The following is a 16,329-nucleotide window of genomic DNA, read 5'->3' on the forward strand; positions in this document are numbered from 1 at the left end:
GTGGGGGATTCTCCTGGGGATTGCGGATGGGCCTACTGCGCGGCCTCGAACAGGTCGAGCACGTCGTCCTGCGGTTCGGTGATCGTGAGCGTCACGACGGGACGGCCGTGCGCGGCGAGCACGCCGGCGTCGCCGGCGGCCTGGGCCTCGATGAGCTGGCCGAAGGTGAACGGACGTCCGGGGATCTCCAGATCCACGTCGGTGCGCTCCAGGATCTGCAGGAACACGCCCTGAGCGGGCCCGCCCTTGTGGTACTGCCCCGTCGAGTGCAGGAAGCGCGGGCCCCAGCCGAACGTCGTCGGACGACCGGAGTCCGCAGCCACGAGTTCGCGGAGGCCCTGCAGCTGCGGCATCTCGAGACGATCGACGTAGGCCTGGATGGACACGTAGCCGTCCTCGGGGAGCCGCGCCCAGAGCGCGTCCAGCACGCCGGCGATGGTGCGGGAGGCGAGCAGCGCAGGATCGGAGGCGCGGACCTCGACGCCGTCCTGCTCGAAGGCCGCGGGCGCGGGCGCGGGGCGTGCGTCCAGGAGGCCGCGGGCGGCGACCTTCGCGGACTCCACGTCGGGCTGATCGAACGGGTTGATGCCCAGCAGGTGTCCGGCGATCGCCGTCGCGTACTCCCAGACCAGGAACTGGGCGCCCAGGGTGCCGCTGACGAGGATCTCGCCGGGGTGGCGCTCCCGCAGGTGGAACTCGTCGGCGTCGTCGACGAGACGCACGAGCTGCAGATCGGCGGGACGGCTGTCCACCTCGGGCGACACCGGGAGCAGCACGACGGGAAGGATCCCGGTGCCCTCCTTGCCGGTCGACTCGGCGACCAGCTGCTCGATCCAATCGGGCAGGCCCACGATGTGCGTGCCGTCGGTGATCAGACCCAGCTTGTCGCGACGGGGACCGTCCGGGCTCTGCCGCGAGGCGGCGATCGCCGCGCCGAGGAGCAGCGCCGGGTTCTCCGGGGAGTCGATCGCGACCTGCAGCAGGGTCGCCTCCGCCTCGTCGAGCAGTTCGGCGACGTCGACGCCGGCGAGGCCGGACGGCACCAGGCCGAACGCCGTCAGCGCCGAGTAGCGACCCCCCACGTTCGGGTCCGCGTTGAACACGCGGTATCCGGCTTCCCGGGCAGAGGCGTCGAGCGGCGAGCCCGGGTCGGTGACCACGACGATGCGCTCCACCGGGTCGATCCCGATGTCGCGGAACGCCGTCTCGAAGGTGCGGCGCTGCGAGTCGGTCTCGACGGTCGACCCGGACTTCGACGACACGACGAGCACGACATCGGAGAGCCCGGCGTCGATGGCGGCGAGCACCTGGCCCGGGGAGGTCGAGTCGAGGATGGTGACGTCGATCCCGGCGGTCTGCGAGATGACCTCGGGGGCGAGCGACGATCCGCCCATCCCCGCCAGGACCACGCGCGTGACGCCCTTCGCCGCGAGCTCGTCGCGCAGGGCGACGATCTCGGGGACCAGCGGGCGCGACACGGACACCGCGTCCACCCAGCCGAGGCGGACGGCAGCCTCGGCCTCGGCGGACTCGCCCCACACGGTCGGGTCGCCGTTGGTGATCCGGGAGGCGATCAGCTCGCCCACCAGTCGCGGGACGACCTCGTCGATCGCCGCCTTCGGCGCCCCGGACGTGTGGATCTCGAAGCTCACCGCTGGGCTTCCAGTCCTTCGCGGACCTGGCCGAGCAGCTCGTGCCAGGAGTCGATGAACTTCGCGACGCCCTCATCCTCGAGCACCTGGGTGACGTCGGCGAAGTCGACGCCCACGGCGGCGAGGCCGGCGAAGACCGCGCGCGACTCGTCGTACGTGCCGGTGACGGTGTCGCCGGTAACCACGCCGTGGTCGTAGGTCGCCTCGAGCGTCTTCTCGGGCATGGTGTTGACGACGTCGGCGGCGACGAGCTCGGTGACGTACAGGGTGTCGGGCAGCGCGGGGTCCTTCACGCCGGTGGAAGCCCAGAGCGGGCGCTGGCGGTTGGCGCCGGCGGCGAGCAGGGCGGCGGCGCGGTCTCCGGCGAACGTCTGCTCGTAGAGCTCGTAGGCGAGGCGCGCGTTGGCGAGCCCGGCCTTGCTCTTGAGCGCGAGGGCCTCGTCGGTGCCGATGGCGGTGAGGCGCTTGTCGGTCTCGGTGTCGACGCGCGACACGAAGAACGACGCGACGGACTGGATCGTCGAGAGGTCGATGCCGGCGGCCTGGGCCTGCTCGAGGCCCGCGAGGTAGGCGTCGATCACCTCGGCGTAACGCTCCAGGCTGAAGATCAGGGTCACGTTGACGCTGATGCCCGCTGCGATCGCCGCGGTGATCGCGGGCAGTCCCGCCTTGGTCGCCGGGATCTTCACCAGCAGGTTGGGACGGTCGACCTTGGCCCACAGCTCCTTCGCCTGCGCGATGGTCCCCTCGGTGTCGTGCGCGAGGTCGGGGGAGACCTCGATCGAGACACGGCCGTCGACGTGGCCCGTCTCCTCCCAGACGGGGCGGAAGACGTCGAGCGCGTCGCGCACGTCCTGCGTGGTCGCCTCGAAGATGGCCTCCTCGGGCGTGGCGCCCGACTCGGCGAGCTGAGCGACCTGACCGTCGTACGAGGTGTCGTCCGGGTTGGTGATCGCGTTCGCGAAGATCGTCGGGTTGGTGGTGACGCCGACGACGTTGCGCGAGGCGATGAGGTCGGCGAGGTTGCCCGACGTGATGCGGGTGCGGGACAGGTCGTCCAGCCAGATGCTGACGCCGGCGGCGGAGAGGGCTGCGGTGGGCGTGGTCATGCGGATCTCCTCTTACGGGTTGCTCAAGCGGCCGCGGTGGCGGCGATGGTCTCGTGGGCGGCGGCGACGACGGCCTCCGTGGTGATGCCGAACTTCTGGAACAGGGTCTTGTAGTCGGCCGACGCGCCGAAGTGGTCGATGCCGACCGACCGGCCCGTCGAGCCGACGATGCCGTGCCAGCTCAGCGTGGATCCGGCCTCGACGGAGACACGGGCCTTCACGCCCGAGGGCAGCACGGACTCGCGGTACGCCTCATCCTGCTCGGCGAACCACTCCAGCGAGGGCGCGGAGACCACGCGGGCGTTCACTCCCTCGGCCGCGAGGGTCTCGCGCGCCGCGACAGCCAGCTGCACCTCGGAGCCCGTGGCGATGAGGAGGACGTCGGGGGTGCCGTTCGGCGCCTCGGCGAGGACATAGGCTCCCTTGGCGGTGTTCGAGGCCGCCGCGAACGTCTCGCCGGTCGCCTCGCCGGTGCCGCGCGCGAAGTTCGGCACGTTCTGACGCGTGAGGGCGATGCCGGTGGGCCCGCCGTGACGGCGCAGGATCTCGAGCCAGGCGGCCGCGGTCTCGTTGCCGTCGGCCGGGCGCACCACCGCGAGGTTCGGGATGGCACGGAGCGACGCGAGCTGCTCGATCGGCTGGTGCGTCGGGCCGTCCTCGCCGAGGGCGACGGAGTCGTGCGTCCACACGAACACGCTCGGCACGTTCATCAGGGCGGCGAGACGCACCGGCGGGCGCATGTAGTCGCTGAAGATCAGGAACGTGCCGCCGAACGGGCGGGTGGGCCCGTGCAGCACGATGCCGTTGATGATCGAGCCCATCGCGTGCTCGCGGATGCCGAAGTGCAGCACGCGGCCGTACGGGCTGCCGTCCCAGTCGTGCGTCGACCACGAGGCGGGGATGAAGGACTTCGCACCGGCGATGGTGGTGTTGTTCGAGCCGGCGAGGTCGGCCGAGCCGCCCCACAGCTCGGGCAGCCGGTCGGCGAGGGCGTTGATGACCTTGCCCGAGGCGGCGCGCGTGGCCAGCTCGGTCCCGGCCTCGAACACGGGCAGGGCGTCCTCGATGCCTTCGGGGAGCTCGTGCGCCTCGAGGCGCTCCAGCAGCGCCTTGCGCTCGGGGTTCGCGGCGGCCCAGGCGTCGAACGCCTGCTGCCACTGCGCGCGCTCCGCGGCGGCGCGGGCGCCGAGCTCGCGGGTGTGCTCGATCACCGCATCCTCGACGACGAAGCTCTTGTCGGGGTCGAAGCCGAGGACGACCTTGGTCGCCGCGACCTCGTCCGCGCCCAGCGCGTTGCCGTGCACCGACTCGGTGCCCTTCTTGTTCGGCGCGGGCCAGCCGATGATGGTGTTGAGAATGATCAGCGAGGGCTTCGAGGTCTCGGCCTTGGCCTGCTCGATCGCGTCGAAGAGCTCCTGCACGTCCTCGACGTAGGTGCCGGTGCGCACCCAGTCCACGTGCAGCACCTGCCAGCCGTACGACTCGTAGCGGGCGCGCACGTCCTCGGTGAACGCGACGTTGGTGTCGCCCTCGATCGAGATCCGGTTGGAGTCGTAGATCGCGATGAGGTTGCCGAGCTGCTGGTGGCCGGCGAGCGACGAGGCCTCGCTCGTCACGCCCTCCTGCAGGTCGCCGTCGCCGGCGATCACGTACACGTGGTGGTCGAACGGGCTGGTGCCGGCGGCGGCCTCCGGATCGAACAGCCCGCGCTCGTAGCGCGAGGCGTAGGCGAAGCCGACGGCCGAGGCCAGGCCCTGGCCCAGCGGGCCGGTCGTGATCTCGACGCCCTTGGTGTGTCCGTACTCCGGGTGACCCGGCGTCAGCGAGCCCCAGGTGCGCAGCGCCTCGAGGTCGCTGAGCTCGAGGCCGAACCCGCCGAGGTAGAGCTGGATGTACTGGGTGAGGGAGGAGTGTCCCACGGAGAGGATGAAGCGGTCGCGGCCGATCCAGTGCGTGTCGGCGGGATCGTGTCGCAGAACCCGCTGGTAGAGCAGGTAGGCCACGGGGGCCAGGCTCATCGCGGTTCCCGGGTGGCCGTTGCCCACCTTCTGGACGGCATCCGCCGCCAGGACTCGGGCGGTGTCCACCGCGCGCCGATCGATCTCATCCCACAGCAGTTCCGACACTCCAGAGCCCTTTCGAAGCCAATGAGTGCGCCCGTTCGTCTGCGCGCCGACCGCTACTTCACGGAGGGGCGAGGCACGTTGACGGGCGCGCGAGCAGTTTTCAGCATAGTGGCGTCGCGTGGCCGCGTCGCCGGTCCGGTCGAAGTGTTTCGGCGACAAGCAAGCGCATTCCCGCGTCGCCCCGGCGGCGGGGCCACGACGGCCGTGCGGGCGCCTCGGGCCGTTTCTCCGGATGCCATAGAATGACGGTGTTGCCCTATGCATGAAGGAGGCGGTCAGCATCGCGACCACCATCGAGTCCGTCGCCGCCGAGCGCTCTCTGAAGCGGACCATCAAGGGCTACGTCGAACTGACCAAGCCCCGCGTGCTCGAGCTTCTGCTCGTGTCCACGGTTCCCGTCATGTTCCTGGCGCAGCACGGCCTGCCGAACCTGTGGCTGGTGGCGGCGACCGTCATCGGAGGCTCGATGAGCGCCGGATCCGCCGCGGCGTTCAACATGTACATCGATCGCGACATCGATGCGCACATGCACCGCACGGAGAAGCGGCCGCTCGTGACGGGAGAGGTCTCGCCGCGCGGTGCGCTGGTGTTCTCCTGGGTGCTCGCCGTCCTCTCCACCGCCTGGCTCTGGCTGACGACCAACGGGGTGGCGGCCGCGCTCTCGGCGGCGGCGATCTTCTTCTACGTCGTCGTCTACACCCTGATCCTCAAGCGCCGCACCGAGCAGAACATCATCTGGGGCGGGATCGCCGGGTGCTTCCCGGTGCTGATCGGGTGGGCCGCCGTCACCGGGTCCCTCGACTGGCCGGCGTTCGTGCTGTTCGTGCTCGTGTTCCTGTGGACGCCGGCGCACTACTGGCCGCTGTCGATGAAGTACAAGGACGACTACGAGGACGTGGACGTGCCGATGCTGGGCGTCACCCGCTCCGCCTCGCAGGTGGGGCTCCAGGTCATCCTCTACGCGTGGGCGACCCTGGCGTGCTCGCTGCTGCTCATCCCGGTGGCCGGCATGGGGCTCGTCTACACGGTGTCGGCCCTCGTCTTCGGCGGATGGTTCGTGTACGAGGCGCACCGCCTGTACGCCCAGGCGGTGAAGGGCGCATCGGCGAGGCCGATGCGCGTCTTCCACGCCTCGATCACCTACCTGACGCTGATCTTCGTCGCCGTCGCGGTGGACCCGCTGCTCCCGTTCTGAGCCGACTGGTCGTTCGTCGCGTCCGCGGAGCTCGTTTCCTGCGACGGCGCGTCCTCCGAAACAGGCTCCTCGGACTCCCCATCCTCTTCCGGGGCCTCCGTGCTCGCCGGGCCGGTCTCGACGCGCTCCACGGCCGCGGGCGCGACGAGACCTGAGACGACGAGCAGCGCGAGCGCGAGGAGCACTCCGAGCACTCCGGCGCCGAGCAGCGCCGCGCCGATCACGATCCAGGACTGCCCGGCGTAGACCTCGAGGCCCGTGGCGCTGCCGTTCTTGAGCGTCGTGGTCATCGTGCCGAGATGGTCGAGCACGACCAGGGCGCCCGAGACGACGAGGGCGACCGAGGCGGCCAGGAGGATCCAGAAGGGGATGCTGCGGTTCATTGCGCGTGTCATGCCCCCAGACTCCGCGGCGAACTCGTGCAGGTCGTCTGCATCGCCTATGAGTCGCGTATGGGTCGCGGCGGGACCGGGGGAGAGGTCCCGGATGTTCGGGCACCCGGGACCAGCGTCCCCAGCAGCACGCAGGTCATAGGATCCGTTCCCCAGAACGGGGATCCTCCTGCTAGCGTCCACTTTCATCCAACTGACCTGATCAGGACGATGCAAGGACCGGATCCAGCGTTGTCCGCAAGAGGACACCCGATGAGCGACGACGAACTCCTCGACCTGCTGCACCGCGAGCGCCCGCAGGATCTCGGCGCCGTGGCCGAGCGCACCGCTGTCGACGCCGGGGAGGTGCGCGCTGCGCTCGAGAGGCTGGCCTCTCAGGGGCACCTCTCGCTCCAGGACGAGGTGATCCTGCTCAACCCGCCCGTGCAGGCCGCCGCGATCGCGATCGATCGGCTGCTGCAGGCGGAGCGCGCCGAGGCGGAGGCGCGCAGCGAGCGGCTCGCGCAGATCGTCGACGGCGTCGCCCGCCGCTCCGCGTCCTGGAACTTCGGCGAGGCCCTCGTGCAGGAGCGCCTCACCCTGCAACGGGCGGAGGGCCCGCACGCCGCGGAGGACCTGTGGTTCGCCGTCCAGGCGTCCCGGGTGGGGCCCGGGGGACGGGTGCGCGCCGTGCTGACCGACCTGGACCGCTACCGCCAGAGCAGCCCGGAACGCACGCGCGCGTTCGCGACGGTCATGAGCGGCTACGCCTCGGTGCAGGCGATCATCCCCGCGATGATCCTGGACGAGCGTCTGGCCGCCATGGTCCGCACCTTCCGCGAGTCGGCGGTGGAGTTCCGGATGCTGCCGGATCCGCCGAGCTGGTTCTGGGTCGACGACGCCGACATCACGGGCCTGCCGGTGAGCTGGCCCGACACGGCGCCGCAGAGCGTGGTCGCGGTGTCGAGCCCCGTCATCGCGGGCCTGGCGAAGGAGTACTTCGCCGAGCTGTGGCGGCAGGCGCAGCCGGTGGAGGCGGATCGGATCGGCTATGGCGGGCTGCTGCACCGCATGCGGCGCGGGATGACCCTCGACGCCGCCTCGCGCTCCCTCGGCATCACGCCGCGCACGGGCCGGCGCCGGATCGCGGCCGCCATGGAGCGCTATGGCGTCGCGACCCTGTTCGCGCTCGGGGCGGCGTGGGCGCAGGACGGCAGCCCCGGCGCGGACGCGGAGTGACGGGCGCCGAGCCGCGGGATCAGGACGAGGCGCCGGCGTCCGCGGGGAGCGGCGCCTGCTCCGCCGGGCTCTTGACGCGCAGGACCAGCACCGTGCAGGCCGCTACGAGCACGGCGGCGAGCACCATGTGCACGCCCACCGCGAGCGGCGGAAGGGCGTTGCGTGCCTGGTAGAGCCCGACCGCGATCTGCACGAGCTCGATCGCGAGCAGGCCGATCGCGGCGCTCCGGATCACGGTGAGACTGTTCGCCAGGCTGATCACGAGCAGCGCGAGGGTGAGGCCGAACAGCGCGTAGGCGGGCCACGAGTGCACGTGCTCGAGCACGGTCGCGTCGAAGCCGTTGCGCAGCGTGACCGCGGGGTCGCCCGAGTGCGGCCCGGCACCGGTCGTCAGCACGCCGAAGATCACCGTGAGCGCGAGGACGAAGGACGTGATGTGCACCAGGATCGCGACGGCTTTCGGGACCGCGCGCTCGCGCGGCCCGCTCGGCTGGCCCATCCGCACGAGGAACGCCGCGGATACGGCCACGAGCACGAGCGAGACCAGGTAGTGGAACGCGACCATGTTCGGGTGCAGGTGGAAGATCACCAGGATCCCGCCGACCGCGGCCTGGACGAGGACCCCGGCGAAGACGATCCAGGCCATGGTCCACAGATCACGCCGCTCGGCTCGGAAGCGGGATATCAGGACGATGACGGCGATCGCGGCCAGTCCGACGAAGAAGCTCAGCCCGCGGTTGCCGAACTCGATCAGGGAGTGATAGCTCTGCTCCGCGGTCGGGAACAGCGAGTCCGGGGTGCACAGCGGCCACTCGCAGCCGAGTCCCGAGTCGGTGAGGCGCACCGCGCCGCCGGTGCCGACGATCGCGACCTCGAGCACGAAGGACACCCAGGCGGCGATCTTCACGCGGAGGTCCACCCGATCCGGGAGCCAATCGTGGACTCGGCCCAGAAATCCGGGTCGGGTGCGGGGTGCGGGTGGCGTCACGATCTCGGGCATGGGTCCTCCGGATCCCTGCGCGGGCGGCCGTGAAGGCCCGGACGTCGGAGGGAACCTGTAGAATCGGGGGTGTGTGGTGATGGCCGCGGAATCCGCGGGCAGCATCCTGCACAAGTTTAGGCGCGATTGCTTTGCGTCCATGATGAGGGCCCAGAAGCGGCACCCGTTCCCTGCAGACTCGACGGGATCGGCGGTGTGCCGGGGCGGATGAACCGTTACGGCCCAAGAGGAGAGTGTGATGTCGGATGTGCTGATCGACCGCCCGGAGCTGGATGGTCTGGGGGTGTACGAGTTCGGCTGGCACGACGCGGATGCCGCCGGCGCGAGCGCGCGACGCGGGCTGAGCGAAGCCGTCGTGCGTGACATCTCGGCCCTCAAGAGCGAACCCGAGTGGATGCTGAAGACCCGCCTGAAGGGCCTGCAGCTCTTCGGGCGCAAGCCGATGCCGACCTGGGGCGCCGACCTCAGCGACATCGACTTCGACAACATCAAGTATTTCGTGCGCTCCACGGAGAAGCAGGCGCAGAGCTGGGAGGACCTGCCGGAGGACATCCGGGAGACCTACGAGCGCCTCGGCATCCCCGAGGCCGAACGTCAGCGCCTCGTCGCCGGCGTCGCCGCGCAGTACGAGTCCGAGGTCGTCTACCACCAGATCCGCGAGGACCTGGAGGCGCAGGGCGTCATCTTCATGGACACGGACACGGCGCTGCGCGAGCACCCCGAGTTCTTCGAGGAGTACTTCGGCACGGTGATCCCGGCCGGCGACAACAAGTTCGCCGCACTGAACACCGCCGTGTGGTCCGGCGGATCCTTCGTGTACGTGCCCAAGGGCGTGCACGTGGAGATCCCGCTGCAGGCCTACTTCCGGATCAACACCGAGAACATGGGCCAGTTCGAGCGCACGCTGATCATCGCCGACGAGGACAGCTACGTGCACTACATCGAGGGCTGCACGGCGCCGATCTACAAGAGCGACTCGCTGCACTCGGCCGTCGTCGAGATCATCGTCAAGAAGAACGCCCGCGTGCGCTACACGACGATCCAGAACTGGTCGAACAACGTCTACAACCTGGTCACCAAGCGCGCCGTGGCGCACGAGGGCGCCACCATGGAGTGGGTCGACGGAAACATCGGCTCCAAGGTCACGATGAAGTACCCGTCGATCTACCTCATGGGCGAGCACGCCAAGGGCGAGACGCTGTCCGTCGCCTTCGCGGGTCCCGGTCAGCACCAGGACGCCGGCGCGAAGATGATCCACATGGCGCCCTACACGCAGTCGTCGATCGTGTCGAAGTCGATCGCCCGCGGCGGCGGCCGCGCCGGCTACCGCGGCGAGGTGCGGGTGGATGCGAACGCGCATCATTCCGCGAACACCGTGCGCTGCGATGCGCTTCTCGTCGACACCAAGTCGCGCAGCGACACCTACCCGGCGATCGACATCCGGGTGGACGACGTGCAGCTCGGCCACGAGGCGACGGTCTCGAAGGTCAGCGAGGAGCAGCTCTTCTACCTGCAGTCCCGCGGCATGCCCGAGGACGAGGCGATGGCGATGATCGTGCGCGGCTTCATCGAGCCGATCGCGCGCGAGCTGCCCATGGAGTACGCGATGGAACTGAACAAGCTCATCGAGATGGGCATGGAAGGATCGGTCGGCTGAGATGACGGCCCCCACTGCCGCGCCCGCGGAGGCGCAGGACACGCACGCCCACATCGACCCCGCGGCCCGGCTCGTGGCCGCCGAGAAGGTCGTTCCCGTGCAGACCCGCTCGGAGCGTCCGCACTCGTTCGAGCCCGCCGATTTCGGCGTGCCGACCGGTCGCGAGGTCAACTGGAAGCACACGCCCGTCGCGCAGCTCGCGGGGCTCCTGGCCGACGTGGCCGGTGACGACGCGGCGGTCGCTCTCGACCTGGACGCGGTCGAGGCCTTCCTCGTGCCCGAGGAGGAGGGCGCCCACGGGCAGTTCTTCCGTCCGGAGGATCTGCCGAGCGCTCTCGCGTGGAAGCACGCCGGCCGTCTGCATCTGCGCATCGGCGCGGACGACGAGGTCGACGGCCCGATCGTGCTGCGCATCGACGGCGCGGACGCGGGCAAGCGCGCGTTCGGCCAGATCCTGATCGAGGCGATGCCGAACTCCCGGGCCACCGTCGTCCTCGACCACCACGGCGCCGCGCAGTACGCGCAGAACGTCGAGATCATCGCGCGCGACGGCTCGCGGCTCACCGTGGTGAGCGTGCAGCGCTGGGCGGACGAGGCGATCCACGCCGCGTCGCACCAGGCGCGCGTCGACCGCGACGCGTCGCTGACGCACTTCGTCGTCAGCTTCGGCGGCGGCCTGGTCCGTGTGAACCCCAACGTCGAGCTCGCCGGATCCGGATCCGAGGCCCGTCTGTACGGGCTGTCCTACGCGGACGCCGGCCAGCACCTCGAGAGCCAGGTCTACCTGCATCACAAGGGCGCGCACACCGTCGGAGACGTGCTGTACAAGGGCGCGCTCCAGGGTGAGAGCGCGCACAGCGTGTGGATCGGCGACGTGCTGATCGGCCCCGACGCCACCGGCACCGACTCGTACGAGGCCAACCGCAACCTGGTGCTCACCGAGGGCGCGCGCGCGGACTCGATCCCGAACCTGGAGATCGAGACGGGCGACATCCTGGGTGCCGGCCACGCGAGCGCGACCGGCCGCTTCGACGACGAGCAGCTGTTCTACCTGCAGGCGCGCGGGATCACCGAGGAGGAGGCACGGCGCCTCGTCGTCCTCGGCTTCCTGAGCGACATCGTGCAGCGTCTCGGCGTGCCGTCGCTGGAGGCGGAGCTGCTCGCGGCGATCGAGGCCGAGCTGCAGGCGGTGAACGCGTGACCGCCCAGCGGGCCTGCGCGGTGAGCGACCTGCAGGAGGACACCCCGCTGCGGGTCGAGCTGGACGGCGTGCCGATGGCGGTCGTGCTCGACTCCGAGGGCGAGATCCACGCCATCGGCGACACCTGCACGCACGGCGACATCTCCCTGTCCGAGGGGTTCGTCGAGGGCAAGACGCTGGAGTGCTGGGCCCACGGCTCGGCCTTCTCGCTCTGCTCCGGCAAGCCGCTGAACCTGCCCGCCTACGAACCGGTCCCTGTCTACACCGTCGTCATCGACGGCGATGACGTGATGATCGACCCGTCCGTCACGAAGGACGTCAGCGCTCTCTGAGCCTGCGCCTCCTCGGCGCGGGCCGTCGCACGGCGCCCGCCACGAAAGCTTCCACGAAACCACGAAGGAATCATCCATGTCTGTCCTGGAGATCACCGATCTGCACGTCACCGTCGAGACCGAGGCGGGCACCACGCCGATCCTCAACGGCATCACCCTCACGATCCGCACGGGGGAGACCCACGCGATCATGGGCCCCAACGGCTCCGGCAAGTCCACTCTGGCGTACACGATCGCCGGTCACCCCAAGTACACCGTCACCGGCGGCACCATCACGCTGGACGGCGAGGACGTCCTCGCGATGAGCGTCGACGAGCGCGCCCGCGCGGGCCTCTTCCTGGCCATGCAGTACCCGGTCGAGATCCCCGGCGTGACGGTCACGAACTTCCTCCGCACGGCCAAGACCGCGCTGGACGGCGAGGCCCCCTCGATCCGCCAGTGGACGAAGGACGTCAAGGAGTCCATGGCGAACCTGCGCATGGACCCGAAGTTCGCGCAGCGCAACGTGAACGAGGGCTTCTCCGGCGGCGAGAAGAAGCGCCACGAGATCCTGCAGCTCGAGGTCCTCAAGCCGAAGATCGCCGTGCTCGACGAGACCGACTCCGGCCTCGACGTCGACGCGCTCAAGATCGTCTCGGAGGGCGTCAACCGCGCCAAGGAGCACACGAACCTCGGTGTGCTGCTCATCACGCACTACACCCGCATCCTGCGCTACATCCGCCCGGACTACGTGCACGTGGTCGTCGCGGGCAAGATCGTCGAAGAGGGCGGCGCAGAGCTCGCCGACCGTCTCGAGGACGAGGGCTACGACCGCTTCCTCGACCCCAGCGCTCCCATCGAAGCGTAGGCTGGAAGCCATGACGGCAACGCTGACCGGAGAGAAGTACGACGAGGTCACCGAGGCGCTCAAGGATGTCGTGGATCCCGAGCTCGGGATCAACGTCGTCGACCTCGGTCTCATCTACGATCTCTCCTGGGACGAGGAGAACGACGCCCTCGTCATCCACATGACGCTGACGAGCGCCGGGTGCCCGCTCACCGATGTGCTCGAGGAGCAGACCGGACAGGCGCTGGACGACGTCGTCGACCGCTTCCGCATCAACTGGGTGTGGATGCCGCCGTGGGGTCCCGAGCGGATCACCGATGACGGGCGCGACCAGATGCGCGCACTCGGCTTCGCGATCTGAGACGCCGATACCAAGGGTCTGACGCCGTATGACGGCGTCAGGCCCTTCGTCGTCGCTGCGTGGATAGGGTCGGAGGGTGACCACCGCCGCCCGCACCGCACTGCACGCTTTGCCGCTCGACCAGCTCCGCCGCCGGTCCAGCACGAAGTGGCGGACGTATCCCGACGACGTCCTGCCGCTGTTCGTCGCGGAGATGGACTTCCCGCTGGCAGACGCGATCACGGCGCGACTGCATGAGGCGGTGGAGCTCGGCGACACCGGCTACACGCCGCCCGACCCCGGAATCCGCGCGGCGTTCACGGCCTATGCCCAGCGTCGATTCGGATGGACCGTGCAGCCGGAGCGGATCCGCTCGACCTGCGACGTGATGATGGGCGTCGTGGAGATCCTCCGTGCGGTGCTGGATCCGGGGGATCGCGTGATCGTCGCACCGCCCGTCTACCCGCCGTTCTTCGACTGCATCGAGGAGGCGGGGGGCGTCGCCGAACGCGTCCCTCTCATCGACGTGGACGGCTCCTGGGCGCTCGATCTGGCGGGCATCGAGCGGGCGCTGGCGGGCGGGGCTCGCGCCGTGCTGCTCTGCAACCCGCACAATCCGACCGGCACCGTGCACTCCCGTGCGGCGCTCGCGCGGCTCGCCGAGATCGCGGCGGAGCACGATGCCGTGGTCGTCAGCGATGAGATCCATGCACCCCTGGTGCAGCCGGGCGTCGACTTCACGCCGTTCCTGGCGGCGTCTCCGATCGCCGCGGAGATCGGGTACGTGGTCACGAGCGCGAGCAAGGCGTACAACCTCGCGGGCCTCAAGTGCGCGGTCATGGTGACGGCGAGCGAGCGCACCGCCGCCGTGGTCCGCGCACTGCCGCCCGAGGTCGAGTGGCGCACGGGGCTGCTCGGGGCGCTGGCGGCCGTCGCCGCCTGGGATCCGGACAGCGACGCCTGGCTGGAGGCGCTGCTGGCGGCGCTGGACGACAACCGCCGTCTGCTCGGGCGCCTGCTCGCCGAGTACCTGCCGGAGGCGCGCTACCGGCTGCCCGACGCGGGGTACCTCGCCTGGGTCGACCTGCGCGATCTCGGATGGGGCGACGATCCTGCGAGACGGATCCTGCGCGAAGCACGCGTCGCGCTCAACCGCGGGCCGACCTTCGGGGACGAGGGCCGCGGTCACGTCCGTTTCAACCTGGGCTGCTCTCCCGAGGTGCTGACCGAGGCGGTGCTGCGCATCGCCGCGCTGGTGCGCCGGTGACGTCGCGCGCCTCCGCACCGACCATCTGGGACCGGCGTCGGCTCGGGATCACGGTCGGATCGGTCGTGCTCATCCTGCTCGGCGCCATCGAAGCGCTGGCGGTGACGACGGTCATGCCCCTGGTCGCCGCCGATCTGCGCGGCGATGCGCTGTACGCGGTGGCTTTCGCGGGCACTCTGGCCACCGGCGTGATCGGCATGGTCGCGAGCGGAGCCTGGAGCGACCGGAACGGCCCCCGTGCGCCGCTGTACACCGCGGTCGGGCTTTTCATCGCCGGTCTGGTGATCGCCGGACTCGCGACCGACATGTACACCCTGGTGCTGGGGCGGCTCGTCCAGGGCCTCGGCGGCGGCGGTCAGACCGTCGCGCTGTATGTCGTCGTGGCGCGCGTCTACCCGCCTTCGCTGCACGGACGCATCTTCGCCGCCTTCGCGGCGGCCTGGGTCATCCCGTCGATGATCGGACCGTTCCTGGCCGGCGCGGTCGCGCAGTATCTGCACTGGCGCTGGACGTTCCTCGGCGTCGCGGTGCTGAACGTGATCGCATTCCTCCTCGTCGTCGCGCGACTTCGCACCGTCGATCTGCGTACGCACCCCGACGGTGACGGCGCGCACACGGCGCCGACCGGTGGGCGCATCGGCCTCAGGATCCTGCTCTCCGTGGTCGTCGCGATCGCCGCCGTCGCGGTGGGATTCGCCTCCGACGCCACTCCGGTGATCGGGTGGCCGGTCGCGCTCGTCTCGATCATCGCGATCGCCGTCTCGATCCGGCCGCTCCTGCCGAAGGGGGCGCTGCGCGCCGCGCCGGGGCTCCCGAGCGTCGTGCTGGTGCGCGGTCTCGTCGCCGGAGCCTTCTTCGCCGCCGAGGCCTACGTGCCCCGCATGCTGATGGAGCGGTTCGGGTTCAGTCCGACGATCGCAGGGCTCGCGCTGACCGCGGCGGCGCTCGCGTGGTCGGGCGCCTCCGCGGTGCAGGGACGCTACGGCGAGCGGCTGGGCAGCCGCCGGATGGTGCTCATCAGCGCGACACTGATGACCGCGGGTCTCGTGGGTCTCATCGCCGTCGCACTGACACGGTCCCAGCCGTGGGCCGTCGTGGTGCTCTGGGGGATCGCCGGTGGCGGCATCGGTCTCATCTACCCGCGTCTGAACGTGCTGACCCTGGCCTACTCGACGCCGGTGGACGAGGGATTCAACTCCTCGGCCCTCTCGATCTCGGATTCGACGGGATCGGCGGTCACGATCGCTCTCGCCGGATTGATGTTCGTCAGCCTGCCCGTCGCCGGTTCGGGCTTTCCGACGGTCTTCGCCGTGTCGGTCGTCGCCCTCCTGATCGCGCTGCTCCCGGGCCTGCGGATCGGCGACGGACCGCGGAGCGTCGCGGTGCCGGCGGACCTCAGTGCCGCGACCTCGCCCGATCCGCACCGAGGCTGATCAAGGAGATCCCCGCCTCGAACACGGCGGCGTCGGTGGCCCGGTCGTCCAGGGCGCCTGCGGTGCTGGCGGCGCCATGGCTCTCGCCGTGCATCCGCTGCTGCACGAGCGTCGTGTGGCCGAGCACGAACTGCAGCACGGCAGTGGCGGCGAGATCCGCGTCGTCGACGTCCCCGGGCAGGGCGCTGCGGAGGACGTCCTGTGCGCGCGACGGTCCGGGACGCAGTGCCGCGGAGCTCATCACGACCTCGGCGCCGTCGCGGTGCGTGAGGAGGGCATCGCGCACCGCGCGCGCCGCTGCCAGCAGATCCAGGCCCGCGGAGGGTTCGGGGATGCGCGCCAGGATGCGATCCGAGACCGCGGCGAGGAGATCCTGCTTGCTGTCGAAGTGCCAATAGAGGGCGCTCGCCTGCACGTCCAGCTCGGTGGCGAGCCGGCGCATGGTGAGGTCAGGAAGGCCGAAGCGGTCCAGCAGATCGAGCGCGACGCCGACGATGTGCTCGCGGTCGTGCCGTCCGGTACGCGGGGGAGTCATGATCTGACTATACTGAACGCCGTTCAGGTGAACAGTGTTCAGGAGC

The 16,329-nt window shown here is 70.2% G+C and carries 15 protein-coding genes; 9 read left to right on the forward strand and 6 right to left on the reverse strand.

The window, feature by feature from the left end; genetic code table 11:
- Nucleotides 1–32: 32 nt before the first annotated feature.
- The 3 genes from NFX31_RS08095 to tkt are packed head-to-tail and all read right to left on the reverse strand — an operon-like array spanning nt 33 to nt 4,887.
- A complete protein-coding gene (locus NFX31_RS08095) occupies nt 33–1,652 on the reverse strand; it encodes a hypothetical protein (protein WP_045252098.1) in 1,620 nt (539 codons plus the stop codon).
- Nucleotides 1,649–2,761, reverse strand: a complete 1,113-nt coding sequence (tal, locus tag NFX31_RS08100; RefSeq protein WP_045252097.1) for a transaldolase — start codon at nt 2,759–2,761, stop codon at nt 1,649–1,651. The genes NFX31_RS08095 and tal overlap by 4 nt, the downstream gene beginning before the upstream one ends.
- Nucleotides 2,762–2,784: 23 nt before the next feature.
- Nucleotides 2,785–4,887, reverse strand: a complete 2,103-nt coding sequence (tkt, locus tag NFX31_RS08105) for a transketolase (protein ID WP_262957137.1) — start codon at nt 4,885–4,887, stop codon at nt 2,785–2,787.
- A 262-nt stretch (nt 4,888–5,149) separates the two neighbouring features.
- Here tkt and NFX31_RS08110 point away from each other — a divergent pair, with 262 nt between their 5' ends.
- Entirely contained in the window at nt 5,150–6,082 is a 933-nt protein-coding gene (locus NFX31_RS08110; protein ID WP_091476244.1) for a heme o synthase, read from the forward strand.
- On the opposite strand, the gene NFX31_RS08115 is transcribed toward NFX31_RS08110, so the two are convergent.
- Entirely contained in the window at nt 6,028–6,477 is a 450-nt protein-coding gene (locus tag NFX31_RS08115; RefSeq protein WP_262957138.1) for a dinucleotide-utilizing enzyme, read from the reverse strand. The genes NFX31_RS08110 and NFX31_RS08115 overlap by 55 nt on opposite strands.
- A gap of 249 nt (nt 6,478–6,726) precedes the next feature.
- On the opposite strand from NFX31_RS08115, the gene NFX31_RS08120 reads away from it, so the two are divergent.
- A complete protein-coding gene (locus NFX31_RS08120; protein WP_262957139.1) occupies nt 6,727–7,692 on the forward strand; it encodes a hypothetical protein in 966 nt (321 codons plus the stop codon).
- 19 nt (nt 7,693–7,711) lie between these two features.
- On the opposite strand, the gene NFX31_RS08125 is transcribed toward NFX31_RS08120, so the two are convergent.
- On the reverse strand, nt 7,712–8,599 hold the full coding sequence (locus NFX31_RS08125; RefSeq protein WP_262957140.1) for a COX15/CtaA family protein: 888 nt from the start codon (nt 8,597–8,599) through the stop codon (nt 7,712–7,714).
- Nucleotides 8,600–8,930: 331 nt separating this feature from the next.
- Between NFX31_RS08125 and sufB the strand changes: the two genes are divergently transcribed.
- From sufB to NFX31_RS08160, 7 genes are all read left to right on the forward strand, one after another.
- The gene (gene sufB / locus NFX31_RS08130; RefSeq protein WP_045252092.1) at nt 8,931–10,349 is read left to right on the forward strand and encodes a Fe-S cluster assembly protein SufB; all 1,419 of its coding nucleotides are present in this window, start codon (nt 8,931–8,933) and stop codon (nt 10,347–10,349) included.
- A gap of 1 nt (nt 10,350) precedes the next feature.
- Entirely contained in the window at nt 10,351–11,550 is a 1,200-nt protein-coding gene (gene sufD, locus NFX31_RS08135) for a Fe-S cluster assembly protein SufD (protein WP_262957141.1), read from the forward strand.
- Nucleotides 11,547–11,882 carry a non-heme iron oxygenase ferredoxin subunit gene (locus NFX31_RS08140; protein WP_045252090.1) on the forward strand — a complete coding sequence of 112 codons (336 nt, stop codon included), beginning with the start codon at nt 11,547–11,549 and terminating at the stop codon, nt 11,880–11,882. The genes sufD and NFX31_RS08140 overlap by 4 nt, the downstream gene beginning before the upstream one ends.
- A 76-nt stretch (nt 11,883–11,958) precedes the next feature.
- Complete coding sequence (gene sufC / locus NFX31_RS08145; RefSeq protein ID WP_091476256.1) at nt 11,959–12,729, forward strand: Fe-S cluster assembly ATPase SufC; 771 nt, start codon at nt 11,959–11,961, stop codon at nt 12,727–12,729.
- A 10-nt stretch (nt 12,730–12,739) separates the two neighbouring features.
- Entirely contained in the window at nt 12,740–13,069 is a 330-nt protein-coding gene (locus tag NFX31_RS08150) for a metal-sulfur cluster assembly factor (protein WP_045252088.1), read from the forward strand.
- A gap of 76 nt (nt 13,070–13,145) precedes the next feature.
- Nucleotides 13,146–14,315 (forward strand): MalY/PatB family protein, encoded by a 1,170-nt coding sequence (locus NFX31_RS08155; protein WP_262957142.1) that lies wholly within the window; start codon nt 13,146–13,148, stop codon nt 14,313–14,315.
- Nucleotides 14,312–15,748 (forward strand): MFS transporter, encoded by a 1,437-nt coding sequence (locus NFX31_RS08160; protein WP_045252086.1) that lies wholly within the window; start codon nt 14,312–14,314, stop codon nt 15,746–15,748. Before NFX31_RS08155 ends, NFX31_RS08160 begins: the two co-directional genes overlap by 4 nt.
- Here the strand turns inward: NFX31_RS08160 and NFX31_RS08165 are convergent.
- Nucleotides 15,711–16,283, reverse strand: coding sequence for a TetR family transcriptional regulator (locus tag NFX31_RS08165; RefSeq protein WP_045252085.1), 573 nt, complete (start codon nt 16,281–16,283; stop codon nt 15,711–15,713). The two genes, NFX31_RS08160 and NFX31_RS08165, sit on opposite strands and share 38 nt — an antisense overlap.
- Nucleotides 16,284–16,329: the final 46 nt, after the last annotated feature.

Source organism: Microbacterium azadirachtae (assembly GCF_025583665.1).
Lineage (GTDB): Bacteria > Actinomycetota > Actinomycetes > Actinomycetales > Microbacteriaceae > Microbacterium > Microbacterium azadirachtae.